The organism is Devosia naphthalenivorans, assembly GCF_003056355.1.
Lineage (GTDB): Bacteria > Pseudomonadota > Alphaproteobacteria > Rhizobiales > Devosiaceae > Devosia > Devosia naphthalenivorans.
In genome coordinates, this window is the sequence record NZ_PYVW01000010.1 from 85,314 (window position 1) to 98,395 (window position 13,082).

Annotated in this window: 11 protein-coding genes; 6 read left to right on the forward strand and 5 right to left on the reverse strand. The window is 60.4% G+C overall.

Going from position 1 to position 13,082, the window contains the following annotated elements; translation table 11 throughout:
- Nucleotides 1-222: 222 nt before the first annotated feature.
- Nucleotides 223-2,718, forward strand: coding sequence for a DNA polymerase (locus C8264_RS13425; protein WP_162783640.1), 2,496 nt, complete (start codon nucleotides 223-225; stop codon nucleotides 2,716-2,718).
- Between the two features lie 502 nt (nucleotides 2,719-3,220).
- Here the strand turns inward: C8264_RS13425 and C8264_RS13430 are convergent.
- Nucleotides 3,221-4,333, reverse strand: coding sequence for a 2'-deoxycytidine 5'-triphosphate deaminase (locus C8264_RS13430; RefSeq protein ID WP_108461493.1), 1,113 nt, complete (start codon nucleotides 4,331-4,333; stop codon nucleotides 3,221-3,223).
- Between the two features lie 332 nt (nucleotides 4,334-4,665).
- Between C8264_RS13430 and metZ the strand changes: the two genes are divergently transcribed.
- Nucleotides 4,666-5,874 (forward strand): O-succinylhomoserine sulfhydrylase, encoded by a 1,209-nt coding sequence (metZ, locus tag C8264_RS13435; RefSeq protein WP_108461494.1) that lies wholly within the window; start codon nucleotides 4,666-4,668, stop codon nucleotides 5,872-5,874.
- 145 nt (nucleotides 5,875-6,019) lie between these two features.
- The gene (locus C8264_RS13440) at nucleotides 6,020-6,895 is read left to right on the forward strand and encodes a transporter substrate-binding domain-containing protein (RefSeq protein ID WP_162783641.1); all 876 of its coding nucleotides are present in this window, start codon (nucleotides 6,020-6,022) and stop codon (nucleotides 6,893-6,895) included.
- Nucleotides 6,896-7,249: 354 nt separating this feature from the next.
- Here the strand turns inward: C8264_RS13440 and C8264_RS13445 are convergent, their stop codons facing one another.
- The gene (locus tag C8264_RS13445; RefSeq protein WP_108461553.1) at nucleotides 7,250-7,669 is read right to left on the reverse strand and encodes a tellurite resistance TerB family protein; all 420 of its coding nucleotides are present in this window, start codon (nucleotides 7,667-7,669) and stop codon (nucleotides 7,250-7,252) included.
- A 155-nt stretch (nucleotides 7,670-7,824) separates the two neighbouring features.
- Here C8264_RS13445 and C8264_RS13450 point away from each other — a divergent pair, with 155 nt between their 5' ends.
- Complete coding sequence (locus C8264_RS13450) at nucleotides 7,825-9,438, forward strand: lysine--tRNA ligase (RefSeq protein WP_108461496.1); 1,614 nt, start codon at nucleotides 7,825-7,827, stop codon at nucleotides 9,436-9,438.
- A 17-nt stretch (nucleotides 9,439-9,455) separates the two neighbouring features.
- Here C8264_RS13450 and aac(6') read toward each other — a convergent pair whose 3' ends face one another.
- Both aac(6') and C8264_RS13460 read right to left on the reverse strand, forming a co-directional pair.
- Complete coding sequence (gene aac(6'), locus C8264_RS13455; RefSeq protein ID WP_108461554.1) at nucleotides 9,456-9,881, reverse strand: aminoglycoside 6'-N-acetyltransferase; 426 nt, start codon at nucleotides 9,879-9,881, stop codon at nucleotides 9,456-9,458.
- Between the two features lie 26 nt (nucleotides 9,882-9,907).
- Nucleotides 9,908-10,549, reverse strand: a complete 642-nt coding sequence (locus C8264_RS13460; RefSeq protein WP_108461497.1) for a S24 family peptidase — start codon at nucleotides 10,547-10,549, stop codon at nucleotides 9,908-9,910.
- A gap of 125 nt (nucleotides 10,550-10,674) precedes the next feature.
- Between C8264_RS13460 and C8264_RS13465 the strand changes: the two genes are divergently transcribed.
- Both C8264_RS13465 and C8264_RS13470 read left to right on the forward strand, forming a co-directional pair.
- The gene (locus C8264_RS13465) at nucleotides 10,675-11,031 is read left to right on the forward strand and encodes a DUF952 domain-containing protein (RefSeq protein ID WP_108461498.1); all 357 of its coding nucleotides are present in this window, start codon (nucleotides 10,675-10,677) and stop codon (nucleotides 11,029-11,031) included.
- Nucleotides 11,032-11,060: 29 nt separating this feature from the next.
- Complete coding sequence (locus C8264_RS13470; RefSeq protein ID WP_281261451.1) at nucleotides 11,061-12,167, forward strand: quinone-dependent dihydroorotate dehydrogenase; 1,107 nt, start codon at nucleotides 11,061-11,063, stop codon at nucleotides 12,165-12,167.
- A gap of 101 nt (nucleotides 12,168-12,268) precedes the next feature.
- On the opposite strand, the gene C8264_RS13475 is transcribed toward C8264_RS13470, so the two are convergent.
- Complete coding sequence (locus tag C8264_RS13475; protein WP_245893174.1) at nucleotides 12,269-12,958, reverse strand: response regulator; 690 nt, start codon at nucleotides 12,956-12,958, stop codon at nucleotides 12,269-12,271.
- Nucleotides 12,959-13,082 lie beyond the last annotated feature (124 nt).

Sequence of the window (13,082 nt, forward strand, 5' to 3'; positions counted from 1 at the left end):
ACCGGGCATCGCCAAATCGGTGCCTGAAAAGTCACCATTCAGGAAAGGCGGTTCTCCTAGGCCTTCGCTGGCTAACGGATCGCTCAGCCAATTTTGTCACAAAACCTTCAATCGCAGCCAACGGTTGGCGAGCGAGTGGATTTTCACGCCCAATTGAGGTGATGTATGACCGCTTCGAACCATTTTTGTTTCCAAGATTCACCCCCATGGGCAGGGGGTCGTATGCTGGATGTCACGATCCCGGTGGGAAAGGTTGAGCCCCGTGCGCAGAAGACTTCCAAGAGGCGCAAGAGCACGGACCCGACCCGTTACCTTCTGGTTGGCTTCGACACGGAATATCAGTCCATCGCGCCCGTATCACAGGACAAAATCGACGACTGTGAAGCTCACAACGAGGTGCTGTCTTATCAGTTTTGGGTGAAAAAACTTCACGCGGATCCTGATACGCCAGCGCAGGAGTCGAATGGAGTGATCATCCCAAATGGCGATGGTGATCGCATCTCGATGGCTGAGTTCTTCGTGGCCGCGATCGGAACATTTGCATCCGAACATCCATCCGAGCTCCTGCCCTCCGATGTCATCCTGGTCGGACATTTCACCAGGGCCGACCTGCCGGCATTTTCCGACTTTCGGGAGAACGCCAAGGAGTTCTTTTCAAACGTAAGAAACACGTTTGTTTCATTGAACGCTGAGCAGCGCATCGAAATCGCAGACAACGAAACTGGCGAGATGGCCGAGTTCGCCGTCAAATTGCGTGACACCTTGCTCCTCGCCCCCGCCAACGCAAAGTCCCTTGCCGACATCGGAGAAATTGTCGGCCTGCCAAAGTTGGTGCTCGCGGAATCGAAAGAGGAAGAGCAGCGCATCAAGGAGAACATGTCGGCGTTCCGGCGTGATCACTGGGAGACCTTTAAAGCCTACGCCATCCGGGACGCCGAGGTTTGCGTTCGTTATGCGGAAAAGGTCATTCGCCAGTACCAGGCACTTTTTGGTGCATTCAGCATGCCGCTGACTCTCTCAGAATTTGGCGCACGCAAGGTCTTGCAAGATTGGGAAGGGCGAGGGTGGAAACCGAGTGCAATCTTGGGCCGTGAGGCAGTTCGGGAGCGTAAGTGGAACAACAAGTTCAAGCGGTATGTGACGAGGAAGAAGCACGTCTACCAAGAGACAGCATATTTCGAAGTGAATTTCGTGAGCGAGACCTATCATGGCGGTCGCAACGAGCAGTTTGCGTTCGGCATTTGTGAAGAAGGCAAGTGGCGTGATCACGACCTGAGTTCTGCATATCCGACCGCGATGTCATTGATTGGGCAACCTGACTGGTCATCCGTTGAGCACCTCACGTCACTCGACGAGGTTTCGTACGACGATCTAGCATACGCCTCAGTCGACTTTGAGTTTCCTGAGCATCTGCGCTTTCCAACACTGCCAGTACGCACAGAGGGCGGTATCATTTTCCCTCGTCGCGGCAGGTCGAACGTTGCCGCACCTGAACTTTGGCTGGCCCGAAAACTCGGTGCGAAGTTGATCCTCCGCAGGGGTGTAAAAGTTTCTTGCAACCGCCAGACGCGCGTATTTCAGCCTTTCATCAAGGAATGCATCCAGCAGAGGTCGCAGCACAAGAAGGGGTCGTTTGAAAACCTCTTCTGGAAAGAAGTAGGGAACAGCACGTACGGGAAGACAGCGCAGGGTTTGCGAGAGAAACGGGTCTATGATTTGCGGGAAGACGACATGGTCGCTCTGCCCGAGAGCAAGCTGACTCAGCCTTTCTTTGCATCGTACATCACGAGCTTCGTCCGGTCTGTGCTGGGAGAAATTCTGAACGGGTTCTCACCAGCTGTGCAGGTCTTCAGCGTCACCACGGACGGCTTTCTGTCAAACGCATCTGACGAGGAGGTGGAAACTGCGACGAGAGGAGAGCTCTTCGGCGTCTTTGCGACCGCTCGTCTTGAGCTCGACCCAGGTAGCCAGCCCTTGGAAATAAAGCATGAGATCGGGCAGCCTATTGGGTGGCGCACGCGAGGTTCCGCAACGCTGAAACTTGGCTCAGGGGAGCCTGTCCTCCAAAAAGGCGGGATCAAAACAAACAACCTCTTCGATACTGAGCAAAACAACAGCTACATCGTCGAGCTCTTCCTCAATCGGCAACCGGGGCAGACAATTAACTACGCAATTGGCTTGGGCTTAAAAGCAGTCTTCAACGCCGATGCCGATTTCGTCTTTCGCTCGACGACGAAGCTGTTGTCCATGGAGTTCGATTGGAAGCGCATGCCAGCGATTGTGCAGGAACGTCGAGCCGACTTCGAAGGCGCAAATGTTTCACACCTCTCTTTTGACACTGTGCCACTAACGGACATTGGGGAGTTTAAATCTCTTCGAGAGGCATGGGAGCGCTACAATGGCAGCTCAAGGAAGGTGTTGAAAACCCTCGCGGACTTCAACAACTTCTGGAGGTATTGGAAATTTGGGAAGCTCCCGGTGCAAGTGTCGAGATACATGCCACGACACAATGGAGCGCTTAAGCGCCTCCGCCGCGATTTGACGCGCGCCTTCAGCAGGCATGCAGCAGGGTTTGACATCATTCGCGAGAGGATGCCGCAGTTGAAAAACGCCCAATTTGCACAAGCACTCGCCGACTGTGGGATTGCATGCAGCGTCTCCGACGTAGAGAACGGCAAGCGCCGAGAATTCGTACCATTCCAAACAATCCGGACTTAGGAAACGGAGAAAGCTCTTTTGATGCTCAAGGAGCGTAACTTCGATGGTTTGGAGGTCGATCAGTTCTTTGCGGAAGAACCGTAAGAGTTCGTTCTCTCTCACCCATACCCAACACTTACGGAAGCTATGGGAAGGTTGGGGATCGACTCAGGTCGTGGATATGACCGAAGGAGATGGCGCGTAGCGGAGCCGAAAAATAACGTGGGCTGTGGATCGAATAACAGCTAAATAGTTGTGTTGTTCTTCAATTTAAGCTATACTCTGGGAATAGGTAATTGCTTAATAACCGCGTTGATTTATTTTCATTTTGGAATATTTATAGCCTTGGGAAGCTTCTGCTCTACCATTGAGCTACACCCGCCTGCGCCGGATAGATGCGGGAAATCGGGGGAGGCGTCAAGCGGGAGCGTGGGCGGATGGGCAAAAGAGGCACAGCTTGCCCCGTTTTTGCTTTGAGCATGCTTCGCATCTGCCTTGGGAACGCCTTCCTTTAGCTGCCGCTTTACCCCGCAAATGGCTTGAAGTGCTTGGACAGCTTGAGCGTCTGGGCCTGATAGTTGGAACCCAGCGCCGATCCATAGAGCCGGTCGGGCGCTTCGGCGAGCCGCTCATAGACCAGCCGGCCGATGGTCTGGCGGTGGCCAAGCAGGAATGGCACTTCGCGGCTGCGCACTTCGAGTACGGCGCGGCTGCCGGTGCCGCCGGCCGGGGAGTGGCCGAAACCGGGGTCGAAAAACCCGGCATAGTGAACCCGGAACTCGCCCACCAGCGGATCGAACGGCACCATTTCGGCGGCATGGGTGGGCGGGACGTGCACCGCTTCATCCGATACCAAGATATAGAATTCATCCGGATCGAGGATCAGCTCGTCCCGGCCGCGGCTATAAAGCGGGTCCCAGAAATCGAGCACCTCAAGCGCCGCCTTCTTGTCGACATCGACCACGGCGGTGTGGCGGCGTGAGCGGAAGCCGACCAGCCCGTCGCGGCCCTGGCCCTTGAGATCAATGGAGAGCGCCACGCCTTCACCGACCGGCACGGAATTGTCGAACACCAGCGTGTCGCTGGCATGGAGCGCTTCATGCTCGGCAATGGTCAGCCGGTTATCGCCACAGCGGAACCGCATCTGGCTCAGCCGCGATCCCGTCCGGGCGAGAATGGGGAAAGTGCGCGGGCTCACTTCAAGGTAAAGCGGACCCTCGTAGCCCGCGGGCATCTGGTCGAACCCGCGTGCCCGATCGCCAATGACGCGGGTAAAGACATCGAGCCTGCCGGTGGAACTCTTGGGATTGGCCGAAGCGCTGACGGCCGGCGGCAGCGCCAGGCTTTCCTGCAGCGGCACCAGGTACACGCAGCCGCGCTCCAGCACGGCGCCCTTGGTCAAATCGATCTCGTGCAGTTTGAGCGCTTCGATGCGTTCGGCCACCGAATGGCTGGGCCCCGGCAGGAAGCTCGAGCGCACCCGATAGGCCACGTCGCCCAGGCGCAGATCAAGGCTTGCCGGCTGCACCTGGTCGGTGTCGAATGCCCGCGCCGTCCTAATCGCGCCGGTCTGGGCCAGCATTTCGATCAGCCGCGCCGGAAAGACGCCCTGCGGCCAGGCCTGTTGCTTGTCCATACTTGTGGTATTTCCTGCGTAAGCTCGCAGTTCCCTAGCAATCCCAGCGATTGACGCCAACAGGCAATTACCCTTAAATCGTTGGCAGTGGCGATTTGGCCGGTCGCTTGCAGCCACTGAGAGACCGTTTGAAATCCGCAATGGGAAGTCAGATGGCGTGATCTTCGAGAACCGAAGCGCAGCGTACGTTTTGTACCTGAGCATCGGAAGCGCAGAAGATCGCGGCAGATGACGAGCAGGGCGAATTTGAAAGGGCTCTCAAACAAATTGCTAAAGACCGTTAGGAACCGGCCGCCTTTTGCGAGCCGGTTTTTTGTTTTGAAAGCGTGATCATGTCCAAGGCCAACAACCCCCTCAACGATCCGGCCCGCCGTGCGGCCGAAACGCAGTTGGTTCATGGCGGCACCATGCGATCGCAGTTCAATGAGACCAGTGACGCGCTCTATCTGACCTCGGGCTACACCTATCCCAGCTCCGAACACGCCGAGATGCTGTTCAAGGGCGAGATCCCGGGTGGCCATAATTATTCGCGCTTCGCCAATCCCACCGTCGATGTATTCCAGGAACGCATGGCGCTGCTCGAAGGCGCCGAAGCCGGCCGGGCCTTTGCCAGCGGCATGGCCGCCGTCGCCAATGCAGTGATGAGCCAGGTCAAGGCGGGCGACCACATCGTCGCTTCGCGCGCGCTCTTCGGTGGCTGCCGCTATGTGGTCGAAGATTTCATGCCGCGCTGGGGTGTCACCTCCACGCTTGTCGATGGCCGGGACGTCGAAAATTTCGCCCGTGCCATGCAGCCGAACACCAAGCTGGTGTTCATCGAAACCCCGACCAATCCGACGCTCGAACTGGTCGATATCAAGGCCGTGGCAGACATCGCCCATGCGCACGGCGCCGTGCTGATCGTCGACAACGTATTTGCTACCGCACTGTGGCAAAAGCCGCTCGAACTGGGTGCGGACCTTGTCACCTATTCGGCGACCAAGCACATCGACGGGCAGGGCAGGGTGCTGGGCGGCATCGTGCTGGGCTCCAAAAAGCTCATCGAGGCCGATGTGCATACCCTGTTGCGCCAGACTGGCGCGACGCTCAGCGCCTTCAATGCCTGGGTGCTGCTCAAGGGGCTCGAAACCTTCCCCCTGCGCGTGCGGCAAATGACCGACAGCGCCGCCAAGGTCACCGAGGCCCTGGCCAGCCATCCCAAGATTGAGCGGGTGATCTATCCCCATCACCCCAGCCACCCGCAATACGACCTCGCCAAGCGCCAGATGCAGACGGGTTCGACGCTGGTGGCTTTCGAGGTCAAGGGCGGGCAGGAGGCGGCGTTCACCTTGTGCGATTCCCTGTCGGTGATCCTGATTTCCAACAACCTTGGCGATGCGCGCTCCATCATCACCCACCCCCGCACCACTACCCATCAGCGCCTCACCGAAGACGTTCGCCTCGAAACAGGCGTGACGCCGGGACTGCTGCGGCTCTCGATCGGGCTGGAAGCGAGTGACGACCTGATTGCCGATCTGATGTATGGGCTGGAGCAGGTTTGAACTTGAGATGTTGTCGGTGACCCACCCCCGCCCGGCCTCCCCCTCAGAGGGCAGCTTTGGTCACACGGCGTCATTCCCGCGAAGGCGGGAATCTCCCTTCATTGCCTCCCAAAAGTGGGATTCCCGCCTTCGCGGGAATGACGCCGTGGATGAATTGGCAATGCGAGAAGAGTTCGATGTCAACACGCCCCCCATCAAAGGGAAGGCCGGGTGGGGCCGTTGGCTCTGCGCCCTCGTTTTTGCCCTCCTGGCCGCCCCCGCCTTCGCCCAGGCGCTCCCCTATCACGCCGACCCGAGCGCTCGCGAAATGTCGCCGACGCTCACTCCGGTGCCGGCAATCCGCTTCCTCACGACGGCAGATTTCCCGCCGTTCAACTTTCGCGACGCCAGCGGCGAGTTGATCGGCTTTAACGTCGATCTGGCCCGGAACATCTGCACCGAAGCCAATGTGGCCTGCACCATCCAGGCCTGGCCCTGGGAGCAGGCCGCCAGCGCGCTCAGCGACAGCCAGGGCGACGCCCTGATCGCGGGCCTGGATATGTCCGCCGAGAACGGCGAGAAATTCGATTTCAGCGCCGTCTATCTCGCGCTACCCGGCCGCTTCGTGACCCGCCTCGGCGATGTCGAGGCGTTCGATCCCGATGCCTTGGCCGGCAAGACCGTCGCCGTCCGCACCGGCAGCGCCCACGAAGCCTTCATGAAGCGCTATCTGCCGGACGTGGCTCTGCGCGGCTTTGCCACGGAGCTTGAAGCCCTGGCGGCAGTCGAGGACATTGCTGTGGATGCCTTTTTCGGCGATGGCATGCGCGCATCGTTCTGGCTCAACGACAATCTCGATTGCTGCGGTTTCGCGGGCGAACCATATTTCCGCCCGGCGATGTTTGGCGAGGGCCTGTCCATCGCCGTCCCGGCCGGCAGCGACTCGATCCGCCACGCCATCGACTGGGCTTTGATCAAGCTCAAGGACAATGGGACATTGGACGAACTTTATTTGCGCTGGTTCCCGGTGGGATTTTACTGAGTCTTAGCAACGCCGGGAGCGCCAGCGAGGTGGCAGAGCTAGGGTGAGGGGTGCCATGCTGAAATATTTGCCATGCTGAAGCATCGCACCCCTCACCCGCCGCTGCGCGTCGACCTCTCCCCTGAGGGGCGAGGTTAGGGCGCAAGTACGGCGATAGTGTTCAAGCCCCTATATCGTTCATCGAACACCACGCCCTCGGCTCCATCGTCCCCTCGCCCCTTAGGGGAGAGGGTAGCGCCGCCGGGAGCGCTAGCGAGTTGGCAGAGCTAGGGTGAGGGGTGCGATGCCGGTACCAAGCACCCCGCAAAAGCATGGCACCTTAACCAACTCTCTCAAACCGCACTCGCCAACAACCTAAACCGGCATCCGCCGATGCCGCGCTCTGGCAGCTGCCTCGATCGCCGCAGTCGTCAGCCGGTCCAGATCCAGCTTGTCGCGCAGCAGTTCCAGATAGCGCAGTTCTTCCTGCTCCAGATGCAGGTCGACCGATGCGATTTCCACTGCCACCGCATAGGCGGTGTCCTGCAGCTTGCCAGGCAATGCTGCGATTGCGTCGTCCATCACCTGGTCCAGCCCGCCCGGCCCGTTGAGCTTGTCGGCGCAAGAATTAGCCACCGCCATCAGCCGGTTCTTGTCAAAGCCTTCGAACACCGGCAGCCGACCGATCAGCGCCTGGATGCGGGTCAGTTCCCGCTCAGTCATCTCGCTATCGGATGAGGCGGCAAGGATCATCAGGTGGATCAGCGCGTCATGGGCTTGGTTGGGCATCGAAATGTTCCGTTCGGCTATGGCGTGCGCCAAGAGGTAGGCGGAGCGCCGCGCCTTGGCAAGCGGCTGCGACATTGCGTTGCCGGCACGCACCGCGATTGACGCCGGAGGCTGGGAATGCAACACACCGGCTTTCTGCCAATCCATAAAAGGCGTATCCCTTGTCGCCCGCTTCCTTGCCCCCGCTCGATCCTGCGTTTTTTGATGCTGCCCAGACCGCCAAGGCCTGGCCGTTCGAGGAAGCTCGGAAACTGGTGAAACGGCTGGAAAAGTCGGGCAAGGGCGAAGCCCTGTTCGAGACCGGCTATGGCCCCTCGGGCCTGCCCCATATCGGCACGTTTGGCGAAGTCGCCCGCACTACCATGGTGCGCACGGCCTTTCGGCTGCTGACGCGCGACCAGATCCCCACGCGGCTACTGTGCTTTTCCGATGATCTCGATGGCATGCGCAAGATCCCGGAAAACGTGCCCTCGCGCGAGGCGATGGAGCCGCATCTGCAAAAGCCGCTGACCTCGGTGCCGGACCCCTGGACCAATGAGTTCCCAAGCTTCGGCGATCACAACAACGCCATGCTGCGCCGGTTCCTTGATACCTTCGGGTTCGACTACGAGTTCGCCAGCGCCACCGAATACTACCGCTCCGGCAAGTTCGACGCCGTGCTGCTGCGCGCCGCCGAGCGCTTCGATGACATCATGAAGGTGATGCTGCCAACGCTCGGGCCCGAGCGCCAGGCCACCTATTCGCCCTTCCTCCCAATCTCCCCGATTTCCGGCCGGGTGCTTTATGTGCCGATGAAGGAAGTCAACGCCAAGGATGGCACGATCACCTTCGCCGATGAGGATGGCCGCGACACCACCGTGCCGGTCACCGGCGGGCATGTGAAGATGCAGTGGAAGCCCGATTTCGGGATGCGCTGGGCAGCGCTGGGCGTCGATTTCGAAATGTTCGGCAAGGACCACCAGACCAATGCGCCGATCTATGACAAGATCTGCGAAATCCTGGGCGGCAAGGCTCCGGAACACTATGTCTATGAGCTGTTCCTCGACGATCAGGGCCAGAAGATTTCCAAGTCCAAGGGCAATGGGCTGACCATCGACGAGTGGCTGACCTATGCCAGCACCGACAGCCTTGGCCTTTACATGTTCCAGAAGCCCCGCACGGCCAAGCGGCTGCATTTTGATGTCATCCCGCGCGCGGTCGATGAATATTACAGCTTTATTGCTGCCTACCAGCGGCAGGAAATCGCCGAGCGTCTCGAAAACCCGGTGTTCCACGTTCATTACGGCGCCGTGCCGACCCCGGATGTGCCGCTGAGCTTTGCCCTGCTGCTCAATCTGGTGGCCACGGCCAACGCGCATGACACCAAGGTGATGTGGGGCTTTATCTCGCGCTATCTGCATGGCGCGACGGCCCACACCCATCCCGAGATCGACCGGCTCGCGGGCTATGCCGTCCGCTACTTCAACGACAAGTTAAAGCCGCTAAAGACCTATCGCGCTCCAACCGAGCAGGAGCGGGCGGCCCTGCAGGACCTGCACGATCGTTTGGCCGGGCACGAAAGCTCCACCGACGGCAGCGCGATGCAGGATATCGTCTATGCAGTGGGCAACGAGCACAAGTTCGAGCCGCTGCGCGACTGGTTCAAGGCGATCTACCAGGTGCTGCTCGGCGAAGACCAGGGGCCACGCTTCGGCTCGTTCATTGCGCTGTTCGGGGTGGCCGAAACCCGCAAGCTGATCGCCGATGCGCTGGCGGGGAAACTGCTGGCCAAGTAGCAGGCATTGGTCCCGGTCTACTCTGACTTGGGCAGCAGCTTCCGGAAGTAAACAACCCGCTGGGTTTCGGCGAACCCCAGCGACACATGCAGCGCCTGGCTCTGGCTATTGGCGATATTGGTGTCGGAAGCGAGCTCAGCGCAGCCCTGTGCCTGCGCCCAGAGCTCTATCGCTTTCACCAGCTGTCCTGCGACTCCCTGGCGCCGATGTGCATCTGCTACGTAAATCCCCTCAAGAAAGGCAACAGGGGAGCTGTCGCAGCCATTGACGTAGTCATGTCGCAGACTGGCCTCGGCCAGGCCAACAGCACGCCCATCATAGAGCCGCGCTATGAGATTCAGCGTCTCGCCGGGCCGGTCCAGGATGCCAGCGACTTCCACTTCATGTTCTTCACGGCCAGTATCGGGCCACAGTGCCAGCCGCAGTTGCACCCAATCGGACATGTCCGCAAGCGTCGCGACGGTGATCTTCACTGGCTCGCCCAGATAATCCGCGCAATCCACTCCACATCGGCCAGTTCCACAATGCGTGGTTCATACGCCGGATTGAGCGAATGCAGTTCGATCTGCTTGCCGGTCTGGCGCGCCAGTATCTTGGCCATCACCTCGCCATCGCGCGTCTTGACCACCACGCGGTCACCCCGGCGCACCTGCTCGGTGGGTGAAACCACGATCCGGTCCCCCTCGCGATAGAGCGGCTCCATGGAATCGCCGGTGACTTCGAGCGCATAAAGCCCGCCCTCGCCGGGCCGGGGCAGGGCGATCTCGTCCCAGCCCTGGCCGACGGGGAAGCCCGCACTGTCGAAAAAGCCGCCCGTACCTGCCTGCGCCAGACCCAGCAGCGGCACGCTCTGGCTGACGGGGGCGTTGTCGTTCATGTGCAGGAACGTGCTCCCCGACCAGAAGCTCTCAAAGCTTTCCCCGGTTGCTTCCAGGATCTTGGAGAGGCTTTCCGTCGAGGGCCAGCGCTCGCGCCCATCCTTGCTGATCCGCTTGGATGGGTTGAACGCGGTGGGGTCAAGGCCTGCAATTCTGGCGAGCGCCGACACGGACAAACCCTGGCGGCGCGCCAAGGCATCGATCCCGTCCCAGATAGCGCGGTGTGAGAGCATTCCACCAACCACGAAAGGAAAAATATCTTATTGCCGGAATTTAATCCTATTTCGTTCACATTCGCAAGTCCCCTCAAGCGCTCTCCAGCTTGCGTGCCGGGTTGCCCCTGATTAGGGTCGCGCGCATGAACAGCCCTGATTTGATCTACAAGATTGCCACCACGGCAAGCTATTCCCCGGCGCGCGAAAGCGGCGCCTATGCCGGCATGCCGGTCGATGCGGCGGATGGATATATGCACTTCTCGACTGCGGAACAGCTGGGTGAAACCCTGCGCCGTCATTTTGCCGGGCAATCCGATCTTGTGCTGCTTGCGGTCAGGACGGCCGAGCTGGGCGACGATCTCATCTGGGAGCCGTCGCGCGGTGGCGCCTTGTTCCCCCATCTCTATGGCCAGCCTCTGCCAATCACGGCCGTGGCCTGGGAAGCGTCGATCAGCGTCAACGCCGATGGCTCGTGCGCTCTTCCGGAGGCCGTGCGGTGATTTTTTCAGCGCTATCGCCGCTCCTGCGCATCCCGGCCGTCTCGGGACTTACGCAACAGACCCTGCTCAAGATGGATGCCGAAACCGCCCATGGCGCCACCATCACCGCCTTGCGGCTGGGGCTGGCGCCCGAACAGAGCCACCCCGATGGCGCGGAACTGCGCACTACGCTGTGCGGGATGGAGCTGAGCAACCCGGTCGGCATGGCCGCCGGCTTTGACAAGAACGCCGAAGTGCCGCGCCCGCTGGCCTTGCTGGGGTTCGGCATGGTCGAAATCGGCACGGTCACGCCGCGTCCGCAGACGGGCAATCCCAAGCCGCGCCTGTTCCGCATCGGGCAGAGCGAGGGCGTGGTCAACCGCATGGGCTTCAACAACGAGGGCCATGACGCAGCCTACGCGCGCCTCAAGGGCCTGCGCGTGCCAGCAGCGCTCGGCGTCAATATCGGGGCGAACAAGGACAGCGAGGATTTCGTCGCCGACTATGTCACTGGCGTTTCCCGCTTCGCCGACATCGCCGATTATTTGACCGCCAACATTTCCTCGCCCAACACCCCCGGCCTGCGCAACCTCCAGGCCGACGAGGCGCTGCGCCGTCTGCTGGGCGAAATCCTCTCCGCCCGCGCCAAGGCCAAGACCCGCGTGCCGGTTTTCCTCAAGATCGCGCCGGATCTGGATGAAACAGCCCTCGACGCCATCGCCAAGGTGGTGCTCGCGACCGATCTCGATGGGCTGATCGTTTCCAACACCACCATCACCCGCGATGCCGTCGCCGGGCAGGAGAACGCCAGCGAAACCGGCGGCCTATCCGGCAAGCCCCTGTTTGCGCTGTCCACCCAGCGCCTCGCCCAGATGCGCCAGCGTGTCGGCTCGCTGCCGATCATCGGGGTAGGGGGCATCCACTCGCCGCAATCAGCCCTCGCCAAGATCGAGGCGGGTGCCGATGCAATCCAGCTTTATTCGGCGCTGGTGTTTGGCGGTCTAGAACTGCTCGACCGCATCAAGCGCGGCCTCGTGGCTGCCGTGCGCGCGCAGGGCAAGACCAATATTGCGGAATTGGTGGGCACTAAGACCGACGAGTGGGCTTCACATCCACAACGTCATTCCCGCGAAAGCGGGAATCTTCCGTTTCCCTGACGCGTATTAAAAGTGAGGTTCCCGCTTTCGCGGGAATGACGCTGTGGGGGCACACGAAATTGAGTCGTGTGGACATAGGGTGATGGTCGTGCGGGGCACCCCTAAGCCTTCTCCGTCCCCACTGAAAACAGCGCCTCGAACTGCCCGTCCTCGATCCGCGCGGCGGCAATCACTGCCTGGGTGCGGCTGTCGACGTCGAGCTTTTGCAGAATCGCCGACACATGGGCCTTCACCGTCGCCTCCGAGATCGAGAGCTCATAGGCGATCTGCTTGTTCATCAGCCCGTCGCTGAGCATCATCAAAACGCGCACCTGCTGCGGCGTCAGGGTCGAGAGCCGCCGCATCAGGGCGGTATGGGCATCGTCGCCCCCGATGGTGGTGCCTTCGGGCACGAACACTTCGCCCGAAAGAACGGTCTCGATGGCCCGGCGAATTTCCGTCGGCCCCACCGATTTGTGCAGATAGCCGGCAGCACCCAGCTCGAACGCGCGGCGAATGACCGTGCTGTCCTCCACCGCCGAGATGATCATCACCGGAATATCGGGATATTGCGCCCGCAGCAGCAGCAGCCCCGAAAACCCGCGCACCCCCGGCATGTTGAGGTCGAGCAGCACCAGATCGCAATCACGATCGGTATCCAGCGCCGTGCTGAGCCCGGCCAGATCCCCCGCTTCCTCCACGCTGATCGTCGCATCGCCCCCCGACAGCGTCTGGCGCAGGGCTGCGCGGAACAGCGGGTGGTCATCGACTATGATGATGCGGCGGCGGGTCATGGCTTTTGGTGTCTCCATGGCGTGTGTGATCCTGACCTCTATGCAAGCTTAGCGCGTGCAATGGCTGCAAAATAGCCGGCAATGCGGCCAAGATTTGCATAATGGGTCAATGCTTAACGGGTTCTTTACCATGTTTTCCCAA

Bases quoted from the DNA above. Each gene is read 5' to 3' on its own strand.
- C8264_RS13425 (WP_162783640.1), top strand. From the start codon at position 223: ATGCTGGATGTCACGATCCCGGTGGGAAAGGTTGAGCCCCGTGCGCAG.
- C8264_RS13475 (WP_245893174.1), bottom strand. From the start codon at position 12,958: ATGGAGACACCAAAAGCCATGACCCGCCGCCGCATCATCATAGTCGAT.
- C8264_RS13460 (WP_108461497.1), bottom strand. From the start codon at position 10,549: ATGCTCTCACACCGCGCTATCTGGGACGGGATCGATGCCTTGGCGCGC.
- C8264_RS13465 (WP_108461498.1), top strand. From the start codon at position 10,675: ATGAACAGCCCTGATTTGATCTACAAGATTGCCACCACGGCAAGCTAT.
- metZ (WP_108461494.1), top strand. From the start codon at position 4,666: ATGTCCAAGGCCAACAACCCCCTCAACGATCCGGCCCGCCGTGCGGCC.
- C8264_RS13430 (WP_108461493.1), bottom strand. From the start codon at position 4,333: ATGGACAAGCAACAGGCCTGGCCGCAGGGCGTCTTTCCGGCGCGGCTG.